Annotated in this window: 25 protein-coding genes; 1 reads left to right on the top strand and 24 read right to left on the bottom strand. The window is 44.2% G+C overall.

From position 1 onward, the window contains the following. The first annotated feature begins 72 nt into the window (after positions 1–72). Complete coding sequence (locus M1K46_RS10850; RefSeq protein ID WP_256226012.1) at positions 73–306, top strand: DUF2627 domain-containing protein; 234 nt, start codon at positions 73–75, stop codon at positions 304–306. A 149-nt stretch (positions 307–455) separates the two neighbouring features. Here the strand turns inward: M1K46_RS10850 and spo0A are convergent, their stop codons facing one another. The 24 genes from spo0A to M1K46_RS10970 form a co-directional block, all read right to left on the bottom strand. Further along, the gene (gene spo0A / locus M1K46_RS10855; RefSeq protein ID WP_256226013.1) at positions 456–1259 is read right to left on the bottom strand and encodes a sporulation transcription factor Spo0A; all 804 of its coding nucleotides are present in this window, start codon (positions 1257–1259) and stop codon (positions 456–458) included. A gap of 271 nt (positions 1260–1530) precedes the next feature. Next, positions 1531–2832, bottom strand: a complete 1302-nt coding sequence (spoIVB, locus tag M1K46_RS10860) for a SpoIVB peptidase (RefSeq protein WP_256226014.1) — start codon at positions 2830–2832, stop codon at positions 1531–1533. Between the two features lie 152 nt (positions 2833–2984). Further along, positions 2985–4697: a DNA repair protein RecN gene (gene recN / locus M1K46_RS10865; protein WP_062235105.1), complete on the bottom strand. Its 1713-nt coding sequence runs from the start codon at positions 4695–4697 to the stop codon at positions 2985–2987. 50 nt (positions 4698–4747) lie between these two features. Further along, positions 4748–5197: a transcriptional regulator AhrC/ArgR gene (gene ahrC, locus M1K46_RS10870; protein ID WP_053357937.1), complete on the bottom strand. Its 450-nt coding sequence runs from the start codon at positions 5195–5197 to the stop codon at positions 4748–4750. A gap of 166 nt (positions 5198–5363) precedes the next feature. Next, the gene (locus M1K46_RS10875) at positions 5364–6191 is read right to left on the bottom strand and encodes a TlyA family RNA methyltransferase (RefSeq protein ID WP_062235102.1); all 828 of its coding nucleotides are present in this window, start codon (positions 6189–6191) and stop codon (positions 5364–5366) included. After that, complete coding sequence (gene dxs / locus M1K46_RS10880) at positions 6188–8089, bottom strand: 1-deoxy-D-xylulose-5-phosphate synthase (protein ID WP_062235099.1); 1902 nt, start codon at positions 8087–8089, stop codon at positions 6188–6190. Before dxs ends, M1K46_RS10875 begins: the two co-directional genes overlap by 4 nt. Before the next feature lie 21 nt (positions 8090–8110). Continuing rightward, entirely contained in the window at positions 8111–8710 is a 600-nt protein-coding gene (locus M1K46_RS10885; protein ID WP_256226015.1) for a hypothetical protein, read from the bottom strand. Positions 8711–9435: 725 nt separating this feature from the next. Continuing rightward, positions 9436–10314, bottom strand: coding sequence for a polyprenyl synthetase family protein (locus M1K46_RS10890; protein WP_091004715.1), 879 nt, complete (start codon positions 10312–10314; stop codon positions 9436–9438). A 1-nt stretch (position 10315) separates the two neighbouring features. Then, complete coding sequence (locus M1K46_RS10895; RefSeq protein ID WP_053357932.1) at positions 10316–10552, bottom strand: exodeoxyribonuclease VII small subunit; 237 nt, start codon at positions 10550–10552, stop codon at positions 10316–10318. Beyond that, entirely contained in the window at positions 10545–11894 is a 1350-nt protein-coding gene (xseA, locus tag M1K46_RS10900) for an exodeoxyribonuclease VII large subunit (protein WP_053357931.1), read from the bottom strand. The genes M1K46_RS10895 and xseA overlap by 8 nt, the downstream gene beginning before the upstream one ends. A gap of 48 nt (positions 11895–11942) precedes the next feature. Next, positions 11943–12338 carry a transcription antitermination factor NusB gene (gene nusB, locus M1K46_RS10905; protein WP_062235088.1) on the bottom strand — a complete coding sequence of 132 codons (396 nt, stop codon included), beginning with the start codon at positions 12336–12338 and terminating at the stop codon, positions 11943–11945. A gap of 107 nt (positions 12339–12445) precedes the next feature. Beyond that, the gene (locus tag M1K46_RS10910; RefSeq protein ID WP_053358532.1) at positions 12446–12850 is read right to left on the bottom strand and encodes an Asp23/Gls24 family envelope stress response protein; all 405 of its coding nucleotides are present in this window, start codon (positions 12848–12850) and stop codon (positions 12446–12448) included. 20 nt (positions 12851–12870) lie between these two features. Then, a complete protein-coding gene (gene accC, locus M1K46_RS10915; protein WP_256226017.1) occupies positions 12871–14232 on the bottom strand; it encodes an acetyl-CoA carboxylase biotin carboxylase subunit in 1362 nt (453 codons plus the stop codon). Between the two features lie 14 nt (positions 14233–14246). Continuing rightward, positions 14247–14738: an acetyl-CoA carboxylase biotin carboxyl carrier protein gene (gene accB / locus M1K46_RS10920; protein WP_256226018.1), complete on the bottom strand. Its 492-nt coding sequence runs from the start codon at positions 14736–14738 to the stop codon at positions 14247–14249. A 268-nt stretch (positions 14739–15006) separates the two neighbouring features. Next, a complete protein-coding gene (locus tag M1K46_RS10925; protein WP_062235081.1) occupies positions 15007–15555 on the bottom strand; it encodes a SpoIIIAH-like family protein in 549 nt (182 codons plus the stop codon). Positions 15556–15558: 3 nt separating this feature from the next. Continuing rightward, complete coding sequence (gene spoIIIAG, locus M1K46_RS10930; protein WP_256226019.1) at positions 15559–16212, bottom strand: stage III sporulation protein AG; 654 nt, start codon at positions 16210–16212, stop codon at positions 15559–15561. Beyond that, positions 16202–16840 (bottom strand): stage III sporulation protein AF, encoded by a 639-nt coding sequence (gene spoIIIAF, locus M1K46_RS10935; protein WP_256226020.1) that lies wholly within the window; start codon positions 16838–16840, stop codon positions 16202–16204. Before spoIIIAF ends, spoIIIAG begins: the two co-directional genes overlap by 11 nt. A 12-nt stretch (positions 16841–16852) precedes the next feature. After that, the gene (gene spoIIIAE / locus M1K46_RS10940; protein WP_053357924.1) at positions 16853–18055 is read right to left on the bottom strand and encodes a stage III sporulation protein AE; all 1203 of its coding nucleotides are present in this window, start codon (positions 18053–18055) and stop codon (positions 16853–16855) included. 6 nt (positions 18056–18061) lie between these two features. After that, positions 18062–18451 carry a stage III sporulation protein AD gene (gene spoIIIAD, locus M1K46_RS10945; protein WP_082683440.1) on the bottom strand — a complete coding sequence of 130 codons (390 nt, stop codon included), beginning with the start codon at positions 18449–18451 and terminating at the stop codon, positions 18062–18064. A gap of 18 nt (positions 18452–18469) precedes the next feature. Further along, the gene (gene spoIIIAC / locus M1K46_RS10950) at positions 18470–18673 is read right to left on the bottom strand and encodes a stage III sporulation protein AC (protein ID WP_053357922.1); all 204 of its coding nucleotides are present in this window, start codon (positions 18671–18673) and stop codon (positions 18470–18472) included. A 17-nt stretch (positions 18674–18690) separates the two neighbouring features. Further along, positions 18691–19203, bottom strand: a complete 513-nt coding sequence (gene spoIIIAB / locus M1K46_RS10955) for a stage III sporulation protein SpoIIIAB (protein WP_053357921.1) — start codon at positions 19201–19203, stop codon at positions 18691–18693. After that, entirely contained in the window at positions 19200–20144 is a 945-nt protein-coding gene (gene spoIIIAA / locus M1K46_RS10960; RefSeq protein WP_053357920.1) for a stage III sporulation protein AA, read from the bottom strand. Before spoIIIAA ends, spoIIIAB begins: the two co-directional genes overlap by 4 nt. Before the next feature lie 123 nt (positions 20145–20267). Beyond that, positions 20268–20825, bottom strand: coding sequence for an elongation factor P (efp, locus tag M1K46_RS10965; RefSeq protein WP_053357919.1), 558 nt, complete (start codon positions 20823–20825; stop codon positions 20268–20270). 20 nt (positions 20826–20845) lie between these two features. Continuing rightward, positions 20846–21919 (bottom strand): M24 family metallopeptidase, encoded by a 1074-nt coding sequence (locus M1K46_RS10970; RefSeq protein WP_256226022.1) that lies wholly within the window; start codon positions 21917–21919, stop codon positions 20846–20848. Between the last annotated feature and the right edge of the window lie 22 nt (positions 21920–21941).

Below are 21941 nucleotides of genomic sequence, written 5' to 3' on the forward strand. Positions count from 1 at the left end.
CAAGATTGGGATTTTCATTCGACACCCAACTACAACTGCAGTAAAATGAAGGAGTAAAAGGAGAGGACAACCATGCAACGTTTAATTGCTCTGCTCATTATGGTGATCCCGGGAATTGCTGGTGTAGTCGGAATAAAATTAATGAGAGATGTTTTGTTTGGCATTCATTACGGATTCGGTGTCCTGTGGCTTCAGTTTGCGGCCGGTTTCATCCTGTTTGTCTGCGGTCTGTCATTTGTAGCCGGCTTTGTATTTTACCGTGACCGAAAAAGAAATAAAGTTCAGACCCGTTTCCAAAAAAAATAGTCCGCAGAAGAACTATTCTTCCGTGGACTATTTTTTATTGCACACAAAAACAGAAGACTCTTGCGGAGTCTTCTGCGGAATAAGGAGGTATACATTCAAAGGCTAGGAAGCAAGTTCGTTCTCCCTATTCCCAAAGCCAGGGCGTTAATTTAAACGGTCATACTGGATTTATGTTCGATTCTCAGCTTGTCTGCGACCATGGCGATAAACTCAGAATTGGTCGGTTTTGCTTTTGACATGGACACCGTATAACCGAACAGGGATGAAATACTGTCGATGTTGCCTCGGCTCCACGCTACTTCAATAGCATGGCGGATCGCACGTTCGACTCGGCTGCTGGTTGTATTGAACTTTTTAGCGATATCAGGATAGAGGACCTTTGTAATGGATCCTAGCAATTCAATATCGTTGTATACCATTGATATGGCTTCACGCAGATACATGTATCCTTTAATATGGGCAGGAACCCCAATCTCGTGGATGATGCTCGTGATGCTCGCGTCAAGATTCCGCGGCTGTTTCATTGTATTTAATGCTGCTGATCGAGCAGTTGATGGACGCTGTACAAAAGACTTTCCCGTTCCGCTGATCTGGCGAATCTGACTAGCGAGATTTTCCATATCAAACGGTTTCAATATGAAGTAAGAAGCACCAAGTTCCACTGCTTTTTTTGTTACGTCCTCTTGGCCAAATGCCGTCAGCATAATGACGTTTGGCTGCGGAAGATGATCGTTTGAACGAATTCTTTCAAGTACTGCAAGCCCGTCAAGATGAGGCATGATAATGTCCAGTACAAGGACATCAGGATTTTTATCTTCAAGGACGTTCAGGCACTCCTGACCATTGAAAGCGACACCAATCACTTCCATATCATCCTGATTTGCCAAATATTCTTTTAACAAACTAATTAATTCACGGTTATCGTCCGCTAAACAAACTTTTATTTTTTGCACGGATATTCCTCCCTATCCAACATTTTCTTCGTTTCTCTTATAAGATTTCCACAAAAAACCTGTTTTCCCTTTATTTTTTCTCAAATTTTTAATTTTGGTTAATATATCACATTTTCTCTTCAATTATCTTAGATTTTCGACACTATATCAGTTTTCTTAACCACGCTTGTCGAATTTTCTTTATCTACTATGTATTGTATAAAATATTCATTCAAATGTCTATGAAAAGGAGAAGGTTTTCCTTTTGATGGAAAAAAAGCAGAGGCTGCTTTTAACTCGCCTTCTGCTTTTGTTTTCCATATATATTTATACCTGCTTCATCCAGCATCCATTCAATATGAACACCATACCCTGAAGTCGGATCATTTACAAACACATGAGTAACCGCACCAATGAGCTTTCCGTTCTGGATGATCGGGCTCCCACTCATCCCCTGAACGATTCCGCCTGTTGTTTTCAAGAGCTTCGGATCGGTAATTTTTATAACCATCCCTTTTGTTGCAGGGAACTTTTGAGGAACTGAACTGACAACTTCCACTTGGAATGCCTGTACTTTCGTTCCGTTAACGACCGTCAGGATCTTGGCGGGTCCTTCTTTTACTTCATCAGAAAAAGCAACCGGCAGGGGTTTATCCCACCGTCCGTTTGATAAACCGTCATTCAGCTTTCCAAATATACCGAATGGACTGTTTCTCGAGATACTTCCAATGCTTTCATTTTCGTCAGAAAAACGCGCTAATTTCTCGCCAGGATGACCATTGCTTCCCTTTTCAATAGAAGTAACGGTTGATTTTAAAATTTCTCCTTTGTTCACGACTATCGGCTGCTTCGTATCCATATCTGAGATCACATGGCCAAGTGCTCCATACTTATGTGACTGAGGATGAAAGAACGTCAGTGTTCCGACTCCTGCAGCAGAATCTCTGATATATAACCCGATACGATAAGATAAGTCGTGTTTATCCTGGAGCGGCTGTAATGTTCGATGGTACGTTTTTTTGTTTCTGATCACTGTTACATCTAGCATGCCGCCTGATTTACCGGCTTTTCTTACAAATGGGGCAACATCTCCCATTTTTGCAATGCTTTCACCGTTGATTTTAGTAATAATATCACCAACTTGTATATCTGCGATTTCACCTGGTGATTTTTGTCCTTTTTTAGTATCTACAAGATGATGGCCTACGACCAAAACACCTAAGGTATTCAGTTTAACCCCAATTGATTGTCCCCCTGGCACCACTTTCAATTCCGGCAATACACTTATCCCCATTTTTTTCACCGGAAAGCCTCCTGCTTCGAGCGTGACCACAGAATCACCATCCTCATGAGCATTGACTGAAAATGAGTGTCCGCCACTCGATTTGCCTATTGAAAAGATTGCATTTGTTCCTTTTGCTGAAGCAACCTCAGTTCCCGCAGGAAGGTTGGAAACGATACGATCCTGACCTTTAAACACCTTTAGGGCTGAAGGCAGGCCTACATAATCCTGGACCGGCTCAAGGAAACCAATTCCCACCAGGCAACCAAGGAGAATCACACCTAAAATCCGCCTTAATTTATCTTTAACCATCTTTCACTCTCCTCGCTCCTTACCCACACCTCCAACATGGCTGTACTACTAATTTTGCCTTAGAACTGTAAGATTATAACCGCTTAAAAAGAAAAAGCTATCCTTAAATGGATAGCTTTACATACGTATAATGCCCAAAATGACTTTAACGCTTATGATGTTTTTTTTATTTCTTCGGCAAGATCAAGCAGTTCCCTTGCATGCTGTTTTGTCAGCTCTGTGATCTCAACTCCGGAGATCATTCTTCCGATCTCATTGACTTTTTGTGTTGTTTCCAGTGAGACGACATGTGTCGTCGTCCTTTTCTTCGACGTTTCTTTGGAGATATGCAAATGAGTATCTGCCATGGCTGCCACCTGCGGAAGATGAGTAATACAAAGCACCTGGGAACCTTCTGAGACCCGGAAGATTTTTTCAGCAATCGCTTGTGCGACACGCCCGCTTACCCCTGTATCCACCTCATCAAATATAATTGCAGTAATTCCCTGATGATGTGAGAAGATGGATTTCAGCGCTAGAATAACACGGGAAAGCTCTCCTCCAGAAGCCACTTTTGCCAGCGGCTTCAATGGTTCTCCAGGGTTAGTGGAGATGAAGAACTCCACTTGATCAGAGCCGTATTTACCGAAATCCTGTTCACGCAATTGCTCGGCTTCATGTTGCAATGAAGTAATCTTAATGTCGAACACAGTCTTCTCCATATACAGTTCTTTTAATTCTTGAAGAATTTCAGAAGTCAGGCGCTCGGCAAGGTTCTTTCTTTTTTTACTAAGCTTTTGAGCATGTTTCTGAAGGAGTTTTTCCTGTTTTTGAAGCTGCTGTCTTATTGCTTCGATATTGCCGTCCTTATTCTGCAGAATATCTAATTCTTTTTCAATCTTAGATGCATATTCCAATATCTCATTTACAGTGTTGCCATATTTTCGTTTCAACTTGCTGATTTCGTTCAATCTCGTCTCTATAAAATCCAGTCTTGCCGAATCAAATTCCATGGTTTCAAAATAGTTACGGATGGAAAAAGCCGCTTCTTCCAGTGCATAAAAATGATTTGCCACATTCTCCTGCAGCTGGTTCAGCTCATCATCGAGATGGGAAATATTCTGAAGATGGCTCAATGCGACAGAAACGTGTTCAATCCCTTTCTGTTCACCATATAGCGACTGATAAGAATCCTGAAGGCTGTTAAAAAGCTTCTCATAGTTCCCGAGCTTCAGTTTCTCCTCCTGCAGTTCTTCATCTTCATTGGGCAATAGTTCGGCGCTGTTGATTTCTTCAAGCTGATACTGGATCAGATCAACCCTTTGGTTCATCTGCTGTTCGTTTTCTGTCAGATTTCTTAACTGCTTCCTCAAATCCTTATATTCATAATAGACGGATTGATATTGGCTGACGAGAAGCTCCATATCATCATCGCCAAAGCTGTCGAGCAACGAAAGATGCATCTCAGGCTGCATTAAGTATTGTGTCTCATGCTGCCCATGGATATCAACCAGAGATTGCCCGCATTCTTTTAAAAGTGACAGCGTCACAAGCTTCCCGTTAATCCTGCATACACTTTTGCCGGACTCCATAATGTCCCTTTTTAAAACGACCATTCCATCCTGTATATCGATCCCCAATTCTTCAGCTTTTGAAAAAACGGGATGAGGAGCATCCACTAAAAATAACCCTTCAATCTCCGCTTTTGGTGTTCCATAGCGTACGAACTCTGAGGAACCTCTCCCTCCGATCAATAGACCGATGGCATCAATAATTATGGATTTACCGGCACCAGTTTCCCCGGTTAGCACGGTGAGCCCTTTATTGAAGGAGATGGTTAATGCATCAATAATCGCAAAATTGCGGATGCTTAATTCTGCCAGCAATTACATCACACCTTACTTTTTAAGCTTTTGAGGTTAGAAACCCATTGATTTTACAGCATGTCAAGAAACCGCTGTGACACGTCGGGAGAAACATCTTTCGAACGGCATATTACCAGAATCGTATCATCACCGCAGATGGTTCCCATAATCTCTTCCCAGTCCAGATTATCGATCAAGGCACCAATCGCGTTGGCATTACCGGGCAGCGTTTTCATAACAATTAAGTGATCAGCCTGGTCGATGCTTACAAAGCTGTCGATCAGTGTCCGCCTTAGCTTTTGCAGCGGGTTGAAACGCTGATCTGCAGGCAGGCTGTATTTGTATCTTCCGTCTGACATCGGCACTTTTACAAGATGCAGTTCTTTAATATCACGGGAAACCGTAGCCTGTGTCACATTAAAATGAGCATTGCGAAGCTGCTCGACCAGGTCATCTTGTGTCTCAATTTCTTTATGTGTAATGATTTCTCTTATTTTAATATGACGTTGGCCTTTGTTCACGTCTTTCACCTCATTTAATATCAATTGGAGCCCAAATTCTTAAGTCATCTGCTCTTATCTTATAATATTGTCCGGTACTTGTACATTTTTTCTCTATTCTTACAATAACCACTATGAGCAAAAAAATAACCCGTATCACTGATTTGTAATACGGGCCATTGTTTATTTATTCTTCTGCATCTGTTTTTTTGAATTGAAGGTGAGCTTCCGAAACGACTTTCGCAATATCTTCCTCTTGAAAGGTATCTGCTGTTTCTTCTTCAGACTTTAAGTGAACAAGAAATTCGATGTTTCCTTCCCCGCCAGTTATAGGAGAAAAAGAAAGATGCTTAACACTGTAGCCTTCGTTGCGGGAAAATCGGATGATTTCTCCGATAACCCGTTCGTGGGTAGCAGGATCTCGTACGATTCCTTTTTTGCCAACATCCGCTCTCCCGGCTTCAAACTGAGGCTTGATCAAAGCCATGACCTCTCCGCCCGGTTTTAAGATGGTCTTAAGAACAGGCAGAATTAGTTTTAACGAAATGAACGAAACATCAATCGTAGCAAATTCCGGCAGACCAAAGGCAAGATCCTCTGGTTTGACGTACCTGAAATTTGTTCTTTCCATTACAGCTACACGTTCATCCTGTCTGATTTTCCAGGCAAGCTGATTGTATCCGACATCAAGGGCATATACAAACTTCGCCCCATTTTGGAGGGCACAATCGGTAAACCCACCGGTGGATGCCCCGATATCCAGAACTATTTTTCCTTCAAGGTTCAAGCTGAATACCTTGATCGCTTTCTCAAGCTTTAAACCACCCCTGCTCACGTATGGCAGTGCATTGCCCTTTACCGCCAGAGGAGCTTCAATATCGATCTTTAAACCCGGTTTGTCTAATCGCTCGCTTCCCGAATAGACAAGCCCGGCCATTATTGAACGTTTTGCTTTTTCCCTCGTCTCACTCAAACCCCGTTCAACAAGCAAAACGTCGATTCGTTCTTTCTTCATGTATATAGACCCTTTTTCTTTTTTTCTAGAACGAGCTTCTTCGTCCGTTCTACAACCGCTTCTGTCGTCATCCCGATCTCTTCAAGCAGCTTTGTTACACTCCCATGCTCAATGAAGCAATCCGGTATCCCCATCCTGTCTACCATAGATGAGTAGAACTGATGCTCGTTGGCATACTCAAGAACTGCACTGCCGAAACCGCCTTGCAGGACTGCTTCCTCGATTGTGAGGATCGGCAACCCTTCACGAAGGATTCCCATCATCATCTCATGGTCAAAGGGCTTGATGAAGCGGGCGTTGATCACCCTTGCGGAAACACCTTGTTTTGCAAGGATTTCCCAAGCTTCCAATGCCATCGGAACCGTTGTTCCAAATGTAAGAATGACGGCTTCGTTTCCTTCTTTCAATACTTCCCAGCTTCCGATTGGAATCTCTTCCAACTCAGGATCTAATTCAACTCCGAGTCCGTTTCCTCGTGGGAACCGAATTGCAATCGGGCCATCATCGTAATTCACCGCGGAATGGACAAGATGCTGAAGTTCATTCTCATCTTTCCCCATAGCGATCACCAGGTTTGGAATATGGCGCATGAACGCTATATCAAAAACGCCTTGGTGGGTTTCACCATCAGCTCCAACAAGTCCTGCACGGTCAATGGTTAAGATCACATTTAAATTTTGTCTCGCCACATCATGTACGAGCTGATCATACGCCCGCTGCAGGAATGTAGAGTAGATGGAAAGCACGGGCTTCATGTTTTGAGTAGCGAGCCCTGCAGCCATCGTCATGGCATGCTGCTCTGCAATCCCAACATCATACAGCCTGTCAGGGAACTTTTGAGCATACCCTTGAAGCTGTGAGCCTAAGATCATGGCAGGTGTGATCACCACAACCCGTTCATCAGTCTCTGACAACGTACTCAGTGTATCACTGACGAGTTTGCTGTAAGAAGGAGCAGCCTGTTTCGCTTTAATCTTCTCTCCGGATTCAATTTTATATGGCCCAACTCCGTGCCAATGATCCGTAAGATCCTGTTCAGCCGGTTTATAGCCTTTGCCTTTTTTCGTCAATACGTGGACAATAACAGGTCCTTCTGTCTTTTTCGCATAACGAAGGTTTTCTTCCAGATCAGAAAGGTCATGTCCGTCCACAGGGCCAAGGTAGGTATATCCCAGTTCTTCGAAGAACATTCCTGACACAAGCATGTATTTCAGGCTGTCTTTCACCCTTTCAGCAGTTGCTGCGAGCTTTCCGCCAAAAGCAGGGATTTTGCGGATCAGAGATTCCAGTTCATCCTTTGCTTTATTGTATTTCTTAGCTGTCCTCATGCGGCCGAGCACACTGTGCAGAGCACCGACATTCGGGGCAATGGACATCTCATTGTCATTTAAAACGACGATCAGATCTTTCTTCTCGTGCCCGATATGGTTCAGTGCCTCAAGAGCCATACCGCCTGTCAAAGCGCCATCTCCAATAACGGCTACTACTTTTTCATCTGTCCCTTTTAGATCACGGGCAATGGCCATCCCCATAGCAGCTGATAAGGAAGTAGAACTGTGTCCTGTTTCCCAGACATCATGTTCGCTTTCAACTCGTTTCGGAAATCCGCATAAACCTTTATATTGGCGCAATGTATCAAATTGCGATGTTCTGCCTGTCAGCATTTTGTGGATATAAGCCTGGTGGCCGACATCCCAGATAAGCTTGTCCTTCGGGCTGTCAAAAACCTTATGAAGGGCAAGTGTCAGTTCTATTACCCCAAGATTGGCACCGAGATGCCCGCCTGTAACAGAGAGCTTGCTGATTAAAAATTGTCGGATCTCCTGCGCAAGCTTCATAAGCTGTTCTTGATCGTAGGACTTCAAGAACTGAGGGTTTTGAATATCTTCCAGTTTCATGGAAAATCCTCACTTTCCAATTTAATTCCTTCTCTTTCCTCTATTAGAAGAAGTATCAAATAGTTTAATCTTTAATTTTTCCTCAAAAAAATATATTAAACGGCCCACTTGAAAAATAATGGCTGTGGCATGATGGATCGCATATGATTTTCCGAACGCTTTTCCTCCAACCGTAATAGCCGCAATAATCCCGGTAAACAAGATGGAAACTGTATGTTCAAACACCGTTCCTTCTCCACGCCCAAGGTTCATTGTCAATTCAACAATTACCGCGGCCGAAGCCGTCCCGCTAATAATGCCTGATATATCTCCAATCACATCATTGCAGAAATTGGCTACCCTGTCAGCATTCCTTGTAATTAGTATGGCATGTCTGGCACCCGGCACTTTTTCAGATGCCATGGCATGAAAGGGAACTTCATTAGCTGCAGTTGATGCTACTCCAATGATATCAAAAAATACCCCAATAAGAACAATAATTAACACAATTACCATACCCATGCCCCATGATACACCACTCAGCAGCAGGGTGGAAGCTACTGAAAAAATTGCCGCTAACACGAGCGTGATAACGGCAATGCCTGTACTCCATTTTAGCGATTTATGAAAAGAATGTTTCATAAAATTCCCCTAAATATAATGAACGCCTTACGCCAAGATCAAACGTAAGGTTCCATTTGAATTATGTAATAGGAGTGGTCATTCAAAAAGTAAACGCTGCGGCTTAGGTCCAGTAGGTTTTCCCAAGAGGAAACGGAAATGTCGCCATCTCCGCGGTTTCCCTTTACTTCCTCCTTAACGATGTCGCCAAACGTTAGACTGGATTGCCACTTAGTCCGCACTATAATCCTTTTTGAATGTCGGTGGGAACAGTCTAGGAGTTTTCCTCAACAGCCCTTCCCCATTTCCCTAGCCTCTTTTGCAGAGATGATTTCATATAGCATGAACAGATTTCAGGCGGCCAACCATCCATCGTCCCTATGACCATAATCCCCTCAAGCTCCACTCAAGGCAGGCTACGCTGCATGTTTCCGCTGTTCGCAGAACATAAACAGGTTCAAACCCCATTTCACAGCAAGGTATTAGAACGCAAGCCGTAAAGATGGGGGTCTCCGCGGAAGCAGGGTCAACGCCCACATGCCATTGTGGATCGCCCTGCGACCTTAACTCCCAGCGTTAACCCAAGGCTGGGCGCCTCAAGCCAACACCAGGAACTTCATCGATGTGCCCTTTGGCGGATTTTTAGGCCCGCCTTCAAGAATGGGAGACTGACTAGAATACTGCACCACTCCAAAGTATTTTCTATCATACCATAAATCTCGAGTACCAACAATATGGCTGAAACACTAGTGGTTTCTACTTACAATATAATCCGTGATCCCTTCAAGTATGACAGGATCCACTTTTGTTTTCCGAAGATTATCTTTAGCCAGCTTGATATGATGAGCTAGCTGTACCTTGGCTCCCTCAAGAGTCAGAAGTTTTGGATAGGTGCTTTTATAGTTATGTTCATCGCTTCCGGCTTGTTTGCCCATGAGCTGGGAATCGCCGGTCACATCAAGAATATCATCCTGTATCTGGAAAGCGATTCCCAGATGCCGGCTAAACACTCCGAGGCGCTCGAATTCTTCAGCATCCGCATCTGCCAGTACAGCGCCAAAAAGAACAGATGCTTCAAGCAATCGCCCAGTTTTCCTTTCATGGATCGATTGCAGTTCCTCAAGCGTCAGTTCCTGATTTTCTGATTCCATATCCACAGCTTGTCCGGCCACCATTCCCTCTGCCCCGGATGCTTCTGACAGAATGGTAAGAAGGGCCACTTTCTGTTCGGGGGTATACGTGCTGCTGCCAGCAATCATCTGAAAACTGAACGTTAACAGTGCATCCCCTGCCAGTATGGCTGTCGCTTCTCCGAAAGTTTTATGGTTAGTCGGCTTGCCTCTCCTGTAATCATCATCATCCATACAAGGAAGATCATCATGGATCAATGAATATGTATGCACCATCTCAAGTGCACAGGCGGCTTCAATACCAGCTTCCGAATTCTTTCCGAACGCATCAAGAACAGCCAATGTCAAGATGGGTCTCAGCCGTTTTCCTCCTGCTTGAAGCGAATAGAGCATGGAATCTTTTAATAGGCTAGGAATGGATTTTTCAGCTAAAAAGGAAGGGAGATGATCATTGATGAGCTGCCTTTTGCCTTGCAGGTAATGTTGGATATCCATATTATTGATCTTCTTCCTGAATGATAAACGGTGCAGCATCTCCATTATCTTTCATGATGGTATCCATTTTCTTTTCAATGTTCTGCAGTTTAGAATGGCATACTTTCGAAAGAGCCATTCCCTGCTGAAACAGATCTATGCTCTCTTCTAGAGGAACATCCCCTTCTTCCAAACGCTCAACGATTTGTTCAAGCTGTTCCATTGCTTCCTCAAAGGTAATATTATTTTTTTCAGCCATTGTTCTTCTCCTCCAATCCCCAAACCTGGCAATCCAGTTTTCCATCCTGCAGGCGAACCTTAATGGTATCTCCAGGCTGCACCTGGCTCACTTTTTTTACGAGCTGCTCGTCTTCCGTATAAACAAGACTGTAGCCCCTTTCCATAACCGCCAGCGGACTCAAGGCATTCAAGCGTGAAAGTTTGCTTTGAAAGCCTGACTGACCGCCCTTTACTTGCTGTTCCATGTATCGAATCAATGATTTCCTAAGCTTCAGCTGCTTCTCTTTCAATTTAAGGATCTGATCCCCAGGTGAGAAATAGGACAGCTGTTTTTGATTCTGGCTGATCCTGTTTTTCTGGCGCTCGATATTCCGCTGCACCTCTCTCGTCATCGCTTCAAGCACCCTGTCGAGCTCAACCTCTTTTTGCTTGATCAGCTGATCAGGATAGCGAAAGGCATATGACTTTTGCAGCCTTGACAGCTGCTGGCGATTTTGTGAGATTTGGTCACCCATCGCACGGGTCAACCTCAATTTGCGCTGAGCGAGCCTGTCTTCGAGCTCAGCGATATGAGGAACAGCCAATTCAGCAGCTGCAGTCGGAGTAGGCGCTCTCAAGTCAGCTACAAAATCGGCGATGGTAAAATCAGTCTCATGTCCGACAGCAGAAATAACGGGTATCGAGGATTGATAGATCGCCCTAGCTACCAGTTCTTCATTAAAAGCCCAAAGTTCTTCAATGGATCCGCCGCCCCGTCCAACAATCAAGACATTGGCAGAGCCCCTGTTGGCCTTTTCAATCGCATTTGCGATAGAAGCAGCCGCTCCGGCCCCCTGAACAAGCACAGGATAAACGGTTACTTTTGAAATGGGAAAGCGGCGTTTAATCGTTGTCAATATATCCCTTACCGCTGCTCCGGTCGGTGAAGTGATGACCCCGATTTCATCCGGAAACGAAGGAATTTTCTTTTTCCGGGAAGATTCGAACAGACCCTCCATTTCGAGCTTTTTTTTCAGCTCTTCATAAGCCAGAAACAAATTTCCTACTCCGTCTTTTTTCATGGTCCGGGCATACAGCTGGTATTGGCCCTGCGGTTCATATACCGAGATTTCGCCCTGAATCAGTACCTTCATCCCATCTTCGGGCTGAAAAGAAAGAAAGCGATTATTGCCGGCAAACATCACGGCATTGACTCTGCTTTGTTCATCTTTTAGTGTGAAATACAAATGACCGCGGCTATGTCGTTTGACATTGGATAGTTCTCCGCGGACCCAGACGTTATTGAGGTTGTCATCTTCTTCGAATACCCGCTTAATGTAACGGGTAACTGAACTTATCGTTACATAACGGTCATTTTGCATGAAACGTCTCCTTTTGATTTTGAGCCTACCGCATCTCCTGCAGGTACCCTATTTTGAAAAATGCTGGACAATCTTTACGAGAACACCGTTGACAAAACGGCCTGACTCTTCTCCTCCGAAGATCTTTGCAAGTTCAATCGCTTCATTCATAGATACATTAACGGGAATATCCCCATGAAACTGCATTTCATAAACTGCAAGGCGCAGTACTGCCTTTTCAACGTTCGCTAAACGGGAGAAGCTCCAGTTTTCCAAATGATTGGCGATGATTTCATCTATCTCCTGTTTGTTTTGAACCGTTCCGAACACGAGGGAATGAAGAAATTCGTCTTCTTTTTCTCCTTCTTCCAAAACATGTGCGATTGCAGCTTCCGGTTCAATATCACTGACCTCGATTTGGAATAAAGACTGAAATGCCTTTTCTCTTGCAAGTCTACGTTTCATTTTTTACTTCCTTTCTCGTTCGTACCTTAATATAAGTGAAATCATATCATATGTCCTTAAGAGTTAACAATCGCAAAAAAATAAAGGGGATATGAGAATCCCCTTTATCAGTATGCTTCAGGCGCTTCCAGCGGCTTTTCTTTTGTCTCAAACTGGACACCGACAACAAAAATGTTAATCTCACTTGCCTCAAGGGCTGTCATATTCTTGAGTCCTTGCCGGATATGGTCCTGGATACTCTGTGCCACTTCAGGTATAGAAACACCATAATTCATGATCACATATACACTGATGGCAATACCTTCTTCTCCCAGCTCAACTTTTACGCCTTTGCTATGAGACTTTTTCCCGAAGCGCTCAGCTACACCTGTCGCAAAGTTGCCTCGCATTGAAGCGACACCTTCAACATCAGATGCAGCGATGCTGGCAATCACTTCAATCACTTCGGGAGATATTTCCACTCTTCCAAGTTCAGATTGATGCTCTTCCATCTCAAATGTAAGCTCACTCATCATTGATTACACCTCCGTGCCTAATTTACAGACTTTGACGTCAAGTCGTGAATTTCTAAAAACTTAGTATTAAAGTCGCCGTTTACAAAAGTGGCATGATTTAAAAGGCGCAGATGGAACGGAATGGTGGTATGCACGCCTTCAATGACAAACTCATTCAATGCCCTTTTCATTCGGTCGATTGCTTCTTGTCTCGTATTGCCATATGTGATCACCTTTGCAATCATGGAATCATAATACGGAGGAATCGTGTAGCCCGGATATGCGGCTGAATCCACTCGGACTCCCAACCCGCCCGGAGGCAGGTACATTTCAATCTTGCCTGCAGACGGCATAAAATTCTTTTCAGGATTCTCTGCGTTAATCCGGCACTCGATGGACCAGCCCTGGAATTCAATGTCTTCCTGCGAAACACTTAAATGTTCACCAGAAGCGACACGAATCTGCTGTTTGATCAAATCAATGCCAGTTACCATCTCTGTTACCGGATGTTCAACCTGGATTCGGGTGTTCATTTCCATGAAGTAAAAATCACCGCTGTTATGATCGAAGATAAACTCAACCGTTCCGGCCCCTGAATAGTTTACCGCTTCTGCGGCCTTCACAGCGGCACTTCCCATCTCCTCACGCTTTTCCGGTGAGATGGCCGGTGATGGTGTTTCTTCTAATAGCTTCTGCAGCCGTCTCTGAATACTGCAGTCTCTTTCGCCAAGGTGGATGACATTTCCGTAATTATCAGCAAGAACCTGAATTTCAACATGACGGAAATCTTCAATGAACTTTTCAATGTAAACTCCCGGGTTTCCAAATGCTGTTGCGGCTTCCTGCTGAGTAATGGAGATGCCTTTAATCAGTTCCGCCTCCGTCTTTGCGATACGGATACCCTTTCCTCCGCCCCCGGCAGTGGCTTTAATAATAACAGGATACCCAATTTCTTCCGCAAGTTCAATTGCTTCTTCTTTACCCGAAATAATTCCGTTTGAACCAGGTACGATCGGCACACCTGCTTCTTTCATCGTTGCACGGGCAACGTCTTTTATGCCCATTTTATTAATGGCTTCAGCGCTCGGCCCGACAAACGTAACATTGCATTCTGCACAAATCTCAGCAAAATCAGCATTCTCCGCTAAAAATCCGTAGCCTGGATGAATGGCATCACTGCCTGTCAGCATCGCCGTACTCATGATGTTGGTGAAGTTTAAATAGCTGTCTTTAGAAGTCTTAGGCCCAATGCAATACGCTTCATCCGCTAAACGCACATGCAGCGCATCCTTGTCCGCTTCTGAGTAGACAGCGACCGTTTCTATGTTTAATTCTTTACATGCTCTGATGATCCGGACCGCAATTTCTCCCCGGTTGGCAACTAACAGCTTTTTAATCATAGTAGAAGACACCTCTATTCCGCTTTAACTAAAAAGAGGGGCTGTCCATACTCAACGAGCTGCCCGTTTTCAACGAGGATTTCTACGATTTCCCCGTTTACTTCTGCTTCAATTTCATTAAACAGCTTCATCGCCTCAATAATACATACGATGGAGTCTTTGCTGACTTTATCTCCTGTTTTTACATAAGCAGGGTTTTCTGGTGATGATGATGCGTAAAACGTACCAACCATTGGAGATTCAATCTTATGTAAGTTGGCATCTTCCTTTTTCTCAGTAACAGGAGCTTGAGGAGCTTCTGCCGGAACTGAAGCTTCAGGAGCAGCCTGAGCAGGCGCCGCCGCCTGAATGGCTGCCGGTGCATCAGCTGGTTCATATCCTTGCTGTACACTCGTTTCATTTTTCTTTAGGACGATTTTTTCACCGTCATTTTCATATTGGAATTCATCAATACTGGATTTGTCAATTAGTTTAATCAATTCTCGGATTTCTTGTATTTTCAACACGCAAATTCCACTCCTTTTTCGATCTATACACGGTGTTGTCTGCCGTAGTTTAGCACCTTCTATTGTTACCTGGTACTAGCAAAGCATATCATAATTTAGGTATAAAGAATAGATTAAATCGCTTTACATGTACATACTACATGAATTCTTTCTGCATTGTAAGCGGTTGCTCTATTTTTTCTTCAGTATCATCTTGACCAACGTTACCAATTGTCATACTACCTGGAATAAATGGAAAAAAATAAAAAACCGGGGCATAATCCCCGGCTTACTTTGCAGGTTTTTGAAACTCAACAGCCACTTGTTTGTTCCCCAGCTGTTCTTCAGCCTTTTTCATAATCTTAACTGCTTCCTTAGAAGAATGTTTTCCTTTTACAATGATTCTGACTTCATCATCCATCGTATTTACGAGAGCATCATCGTAGCCCATTGTTTTAATCAAGGTTTCCAATGTAGATTCTTTCATGGTCAGGGACTGCAGTTCTGAAATTTTAGCAAGCGCTTCCGTTTGAACCTCGGCTGAAGCATTTGGTGAAGCGATAGCCGCTGTATACTTGCTGCTTAGTTCGTCGCGTGATTCGTCTCTCTTCATGCGGAGAGCGGTAAATAGATCATCTCCTGCAGCACTTGTAACGGCTGCTTCAGATCCTTTCTTGTTCTTTGCTGCCTGCTCCTGCTTAGATGACGCTGTATTTTTTCCCTTTTCTAAATAAGCAAGGTCATCTCCCGATCCTGGAGCGGTGATATAGTATACGGACAGGACGATGATCAAGCTAAGCATTGTTAATAGCCAAACAGTTTGTTTCTTTAATAGCATTTCTTATTCCCCCTCAAATTTTTTCGGTATCACTGATACTCTGTCGCTTCCAATATCAAATACTTTTGTAACCGCATCTATGATCATTTCCTTTATGCGCAGGTTTTCCGCACCCTCTGCAGCCACGATTACACCCCGGACTTTAGGCTTCTCCGTCGTTATGATGATGGGCCTTTCTTCATCACCGCTTTTAATCGTCACCACTTCTTCATCGGTTTTGATGTCATTGATCGTTCGCTCTCCGCCGTTCTTATCCGTTTCTTTGGTCGTCTGATTTTGCCTTCTCTCGTTCTTCTCAATCTCCCTGATCTCCGTAGTATCAAGAGTAACCATCACCCTGACCTTCTTAACACCGGAGATCTGCTCTAAAATGTCTTTCAATTGTGTTTCATAGTTATCTTCGTACGCTCTGAACTTCTTTGAAGTAGAGGTCCCGGAGGATTTAAATACGGTTTTTGCTTCTTCCGGCGCCTTTATGGCAGCCGTTGGCAAGCTACCGTTCTCCGAAGATGGCGGGGTGAAAATTTTACTTGCGATCATAATGGCAAAACCAAGCAGCAGAAGAAGCCAGATATAAGGAGGCGGCCCTTTTTTGCCGTTGCCGCCGGGAAGCAGGTCCAATATTTTTTGAAGCGACCCCTTACTCCTACCCGCCATTTTCCTCTCCTCCTTCCGTAGAGATCAGTACGTTCTCTTTTTTCATCTGCCATTTCTTTGCTAGGAACGTTTGAACAGGATTAGCTTTAATTTGCGTTTCTTTTTCTTTCTGGACAGGTTGATCTGCGTTTATTTCCACGTTCTTAACAGCCGGTACCATTATGTCTTTCTTATCTCCGCCCTGCCCGATGATGACATGGACTGAATCTATGTCATTTGCTTTCAGCTTACCTTGAGCAGGTCCATTTTTAGGGATCAATTGCAGACTTAGTATCGTTACACCATAGTTTGCCTTCAACTCCTCTTTTACTAGGTTTTCCATGTGGACACGCGTTTGTTCTAAAATATATGCAGACTGGGAGTCTTGTATTTCTCTTTTATTCTTTTCTATCGAATTTTTTATATCATTCTCATTGAAGTTATGCTCAACACCGATCGCCTCGAATACTTTGTCCACATTGGATCCAGCAATTTTTAGTATCGGGTTGAGGATCGCCAGGATCAGAAGCAGTCCGACCACCATTTTGATATATTTTTGAAAACTGCTATTGGGTATGAGCAAATCTACGATGACAGCAAGGAGAATGATCAGAACGATATTTGAAATCCAGTCTGTCAAAAAATTCATCTTGGCCTCCTGCTAACGGATCATTAATGATAGATTTCCTGCTGCTACAATAACCGTTACCGCAAGAAAGAACATGATGGAGACAGTTGCCAGGGCTGCAAAAATATACAACACGCTTTTTCCGATAATACCCAGGCATTCGATGATCGGTCCGCCTCCCAGCGGCTGAAGGACTGCAGCTGCAAAACTGTAGATAAACCCCAGAGCAAGTACTTTGATGGCTGGAAAAACAGCCAGGAGAAACAAGATGGCAACGCCTGCAATACCAACTGTATTTTTCAATAGTACTGAGGCACTCATGACTGTATCCGTCGCATCCGTGAACATCCGGCCCACGACCGGGATGAAGTTGCCGGTGATAAATTTGGCGGTTTTTACCGTAATTCCGTCAGCTACCGCTGTCGTCGCTCCCTGTACACTGATCACACTTAGAAAAACCGTAAAAAAAACAGCCAGCGCCCCCATTCCAATAGATCTCAGCAGCTTTGCCAGCTGGGTGACCTTATGATGCTCAGACAGTGTGCTCACAATGCTCAGCAACGCCGACAAGAATAATAGGGGGAGAACAAAATTGTTGATTAAAAGACCGCTCGAATTGACCAGAAACACGATGACCGGGTGAAAAAATGCAACCGATGTCACGCTTCCTACTGTGGCCATCAGAGCGAGCAGGAGAGGAACGAGAGCCATCATAAAGTTCATCATCGTGCTGATCGATTCCTGGGCATATTGCATGGCGATGTGAAAGCTGTTTAAGGCAAGGATGATCAATACCATATAGATGATAGAGTATGCGACCTTGCTGATAGTATGGTGCTCAAAAGCATTTTGGATCGTCTGCAGCAGCATACTGAAAACAGTCAGTAAAATGAGCGTGCCAAGCAGCTTCCCTTGAATAAGAACTTCATAGAATAAATATTTTAAGATGCCTAATGCCCATGCTTTTATACTAAAATCTTTTTCTCCTTTTATGAATTCCATCAGAGACCCTTTTTGCGTTTCCGGCAAAAAGCCTTCGTAGTCTGTCATAATGGTTGTCCAATATTCTTTAATATCCTCTACCCCAAGCTTGGACAGCTGATCATCCATGATGTTTTGGGTGATGGAAGAGGCTCTGGCCGGCTGCACTCCATTGTTCCATGTATAGAGTCCATATAACAAAAGAAATAAAAAGATTAATTTCTTGGATAATAATTCCTGCTGTGCCGTCTTCATCACCTCCTACTTCGGAATCAAGTTAATGACTGTCTCAATAATGATAGACAAGATCGGGATCGCCATGACAAGAATGAGAATTTTGCCCGCAAGTTCGATCTTGGCAGCGATTGCACCCTGCCCGGCGTCCCTCGTAATCTGTGAACCGAACTCGGCAATATATGCAATACCGATGATCTTCATGATCGTTTCAACGTACATAAGATTGATATGTGCTTCTTCAGCCAGGTGCTCCAGCATCCTTAACACTAGAGCAATCTGATCGATCAAGAATAGAAAGATCGTAATTCCTACAACGAGGGTAAGCAAAAAGGCAAAGGACGTTTTTTGTTCTTTCAGAATGAGAGCAAGAAACGTACCTATTAAACCTAATCCTACAATTTGAAGAATCTCAATGTTGGAAACCCCCTTCAGTTACTGAAAAAGAAAGACGCCTTTCACTTTTTGAAACAGGTCGCTTAAAAGTGAAATAACGATAAATAACGCTACTATGAACCCAAGCAGTGTCACCCAATTTGCATAATCTTCTTTTCCAACCATCTTCAGAACACTGTGCAGCATCGCCACAATGATTCCAAGACCAGCAATTTGAAAGACAACGTTCACTTCAAAACCCATCTGATTTCCTCCCATGACTAGAACAATAAGATGATGAGAAGCAGCCCCGCAAGAATACCGAGACTCTTGTACATTCTTTCATATTTCAACTGTGCTTCGTTCGCTTCAGAAAGTTCTCTCTCCAGATGTGCGAGTGTTAACTTGATTTGTCTTTGCTGGTTTTCCCGGTCGTGTCTCCCAAGGGTTGCGCCGAACTGCCTGAGGATCTCGATCTCCTCTTTTTTAAAGGCAGAGGCGTCGGACAGACCGGCTAAACCACTCTCCCAAGCATCCAGTACAGAAGAAGCCGATTCCTCCAGCCGATTCGATACATCGAGAAAAAATTCGGCAACCGGCCCTTTCAGCTGGGTACTGAGATGGAGGAAGGCTTCATCAAGCGGAATGAGGCCGTACATGATTTCTGCCTCCAGCGATTGGAGGCCTACTTTCAGCTGTCTAAGCTGTTTCGGCCTTTCTCTTACTTTTTTAGCCAGCTCAAAGCCGATCCACGTAGTCGACAGTAGAATAAGTACCGCTCCAAACCAGTTCATGGCCTGCTCTTCATTTCTGCAGAGATACGCTTCCTGTTCTCATCATAGATCCCTCGGACGGTGCCAGGTTTGCCTGCCCTTGTCAGTTCAATGTACCTGTCAAAAAGCTTCATATCAGCAAGAGGGGAAATGGCAGGACGCCGGAGCGCTTCTTCAAGGGAGTGTCCGTGAACGGTCATCATCATTCCTACCCCTGCGTTCATCGCTTCCAGAATGGCATCCACATCTTCTTTTCTTCCGATCTCATCAACAATCAGCACTTCCGGGCTCATCGACCGGATCATCATCATCATGCCTTCCGCTTTGGGACAGGCATCGAGCACGTCCACTCTTTGTCCCAATACAAACTGCGGCACCCCCTTCACACTCCCTGCAATCTCTGAGCGTTCATCAACAATGCCTACTTTGCTGGATGGTATATTGTTTTCCGGCCATCCTGCACTGACCGCTCTTGCAAGATCCCGTAGCAGCGTTGTTTTTCCTGTCTGAGGCGCTCCCACGATCAAAGTGTTAAGCCACCGGCGGTTATGGTAGAGAACCGAAAGGAAAGGATCAGCGCTTCCGATTTTTTGTCTGGCGATGCGGATGTTATAAGAACCGATATCTCTAATCGCTTTTACTTCACCTTTTTCCGTGATCACTTTACCCGCGAGACCCACCCGGTGTCCGCCTTTGATGGTGATATAGCCTCTCTTCAGTTCTTCTTCCAGAGCGTAAAGGGAATACCGGCTTAGCTTATTGATCAGCTGAACGCCATCTTCCGGACGAACGATATAATATCCGCTTCCGGTGGAAGGGTATTCAGGTTTGCCATTAATGATCAGCTCAAGCGGTTTTTGCAATCGAAAACGGATTTCCTCAAGTTGATCTAACCGCTCCTTCGGGTACTTTATAATCAATTTACAGACAGCTTCCGGCAACACGGCCATTACATTTTCCAAGCGCACCACCCCAAAAAGAAATAGGTATTATACCTTATGCTTGTCAGCACGCTTTATGACCTGAGGAAATACAAAAAAGCTCCATCCCTCCGATGAGGAATGAAGCTTTTTGCATGTGTAAATTTACGCTCTGGAAACGTAGTCACCTGAACGTGTATCAATGATTAATTTGTCGCCTTGGTTAATAAAGAAAGGAACTTGTACAATCAAACCAGTCTCAAGGGTAGCTGGTTTTGATCCGCCTGAAGCTGTATCGCCTTTAATTCCAGGTTCTGTTTCTGTAACTTCCAATTCTACCGTGTTCGGCAGCTCAACCCCGATGGTTTCGCCTTGATAGGTCATGATCTGAACGACCATGTTCTCAAGCAGGAATTTTAATTCATGCTCAAGCTGAGCGGATGTGAGTTCGGTTTGCTCATACGATTCATTATCCATGAACGTATGTGTATCACCTGAAGCATATAAATATTGCATTTTTCTATTCTCGATGTGAGCTTTAGCTACTTTTTCACCGCCGCGGAACGTTTTTTCCTGAATGCCCCCTGTACGGAGATTGCGGAGCTTAGAACGAACGAAGGCAGCTCCTTTTCCTGGTTTTACGTGCTGGAACTCCATTACCTGCCAAATCCCGCCGTCTACCTCAATGGTCAATCCTGTTCTAAAATCATTAACTGAAATCATCGCTTTTCCTCCTGATCATACTAACCTAAAATAAGCAGTTCTTTTGAAGAATGAGTAAGAGATTCATTCCCCTGTTCCGTAATAAGGGCATCATCTTCAATCCTTACTCCGCCTAAACCGGAAACATAGATTCCCGGTTCTACCGTGACGATCATACCCGCCTCAAGAACGATGTCTGAATGGACAGCAAGACTAGGTCCTTCATGAACCTCGAGGCCAATGCCATGACCCGTCGAATGCCCGAAATTTTCACCGTATCCCTGTTCGGTAATATAGTCCCTCGTCAAGGCATCTGCCTGCCTTCCAGTCATTCCGGGTTTTATTCCCTGCATTCCCCTTGCCTGTGCTTCATAAACCGTTTCATAAATCTTCCGAAGCTCCGAAGAAATTTCGCCAACAGCAACCGTCCGTGTAATATCCGAGCAATAGCCTTTATAGTATGCTCCAAAATCAAGGGTGACGAGTTCCCCCTCGCTTATTTTCTTCTGAGAAGCTACTCCATGCGGAAGTGCGGAGCGATAGCCTGATGCCACAATAATATCGAAAGAAGAAGACGATGCCCCATTCTTCCTCATGAAAAATTCAAGCTCATTCGAGACCTCAAGCTCAGTTAGGCCAGGTCTTATGTAAGAAGTGATATGAGAGAATGCTGCATCCGCAATTTGTGCGGCTTCCTTTAATATCTTAATCTCTGAATTATCCTTAATCAAGCGTAATTTTTCAATCAGACCGGAAATCGGCACAAGCTCCGTGTCCTGGCTGCAGATGTACTTCTCATACGTGCGGTATTGCGCAAAGGTGAGATGATCCTGCTCGAACCCGGCTTTCTTTATTCCCATTTCGGCCGCGGCTTGAACAGCTTTTTCCTGAATAGCAGCAGTGTGCTTAATAACCTCAAAGTCTCTTGCTTGTTCTGCTGCCTGATCCATATACCTGAAATCGGTAATGAGTTTCGCTTCTTTTTCAGAGATGACAAGCACACCAGAACTTCCTGTAAATCCGCTGAGGTATCTTCGATTTTTCCCGGATGTTACGATGAGCCCGTCAATATCATGGTTTTGAAATTCCGCTCTCAATTTCTCTAATCTTGACATGCCTTTTCCTCCCCTAATGCCC

Origin of the sequence: Fictibacillus sp. WQ 8-8 (genome assembly GCF_024494405.1) — a bacterium.
Classification (GTDB): Bacteria; Bacillota; Bacilli; order Bacillales; family Fictibacillaceae; genus Fictibacillus_C; species Fictibacillus_C marinisediminis.

Coding starts and splice junctions, on each gene's coding strand:
- M1K46_RS10850 (WP_256226012.1), top strand. CDS start 73: ATGCAACGTTTAATTGCTCTGCTCATTATGGTGATCCCGGGAATTGCT.
- spoIVB (WP_256226014.1), bottom strand. CDS start 2,832: ATGGTTAAAGATAAATTAAGGCGGATTTTAGGTGTGATTCTCCTTGGT.
- M1K46_RS10875 (WP_062235102.1), bottom strand. CDS start 6,191: ATGAAGAAAGAACGAATCGACGTTTTGCTTGTTGAACGGGGTTTGAGT.
- dxs (WP_062235099.1), bottom strand. CDS start 8,089: ATGAAACTGGAAGATATTCAAAACCCTCAGTTCTTGAAGTCCTACGAT.
- M1K46_RS10885 (WP_256226015.1), bottom strand. CDS start 8,710: ATGAAACATTCTTTTCATAAATCGCTAAAATGGAGTACAGGCATTGCC.
- M1K46_RS10890 (WP_091004715.1), bottom strand. CDS start 10,314: ATGGATATCCAACATTACCTGCAAGGCAAAAGGCAGCTCATCAATGAT.
- M1K46_RS10895 (WP_053357932.1), bottom strand. CDS start 10,552: ATGGCTGAAAAAAATAATATTACCTTTGAGGAAGCAATGGAACAGCTT.
- xseA (WP_053357931.1), bottom strand. CDS start 11,894: ATGCAAAATGACCGTTATGTAACGATAAGTTCAGTTACCCGTTACATT.
- nusB (WP_062235088.1), bottom strand. CDS start 12,338: ATGAAACGTAGACTTGCAAGAGAAAAGGCATTTCAGTCTTTATTCCAA.
- M1K46_RS10910 (WP_053358532.1), bottom strand. CDS start 12,850: ATGAGTGAGCTTACATTTGAGATGGAAGAGCATCAATCTGAACTTGGA.
- accC (WP_256226017.1), bottom strand. CDS start 14,232: ATGATTAAAAAGCTGTTAGTTGCCAACCGGGGAGAAATTGCGGTCCGG.
- M1K46_RS10925 (WP_062235081.1), bottom strand. CDS start 15,555: ATGCTATTAAAGAAACAAACTGTTTGGCTATTAACAATGCTTAGCTTG.
- spoIIIAG (WP_256226019.1), bottom strand. CDS start 16,212: ATGGCGGGTAGGAGTAAGGGGTCGCTTCAAAAAATATTGGACCTGCTT.
- spoIIIAF (WP_256226020.1), bottom strand. CDS start 16,840: ATGAATTTTTTGACAGACTGGATTTCAAATATCGTTCTGATCATTCTC.
- spoIIIAE (WP_053357924.1), bottom strand. CDS start 18,055: ATGAAGACGGCACAGCAGGAATTATTATCCAAGAAATTAATCTTTTTA.
- spoIIIAC (WP_053357922.1), bottom strand. CDS start 18,673: ATGGGTTTTGAAGTGAACGTTGTCTTTCAAATTGCTGGTCTTGGAATC.
- spoIIIAB (WP_053357921.1), bottom strand. CDS start 19,203: ATGAACTGGTTTGGAGCGGTACTTATTCTACTGTCGACTACGTGGATC.
- efp (WP_053357919.1), bottom strand. CDS start 20,825: ATGATTTCAGTTAATGATTTTAGAACAGGATTGACCATTGAGGTAGAC.
- M1K46_RS10970 (WP_256226022.1), bottom strand. CDS start 21,919: ATGTCAAGATTAGAGAAATTGAGAGCGGAATTTCAAAACCATGATATT.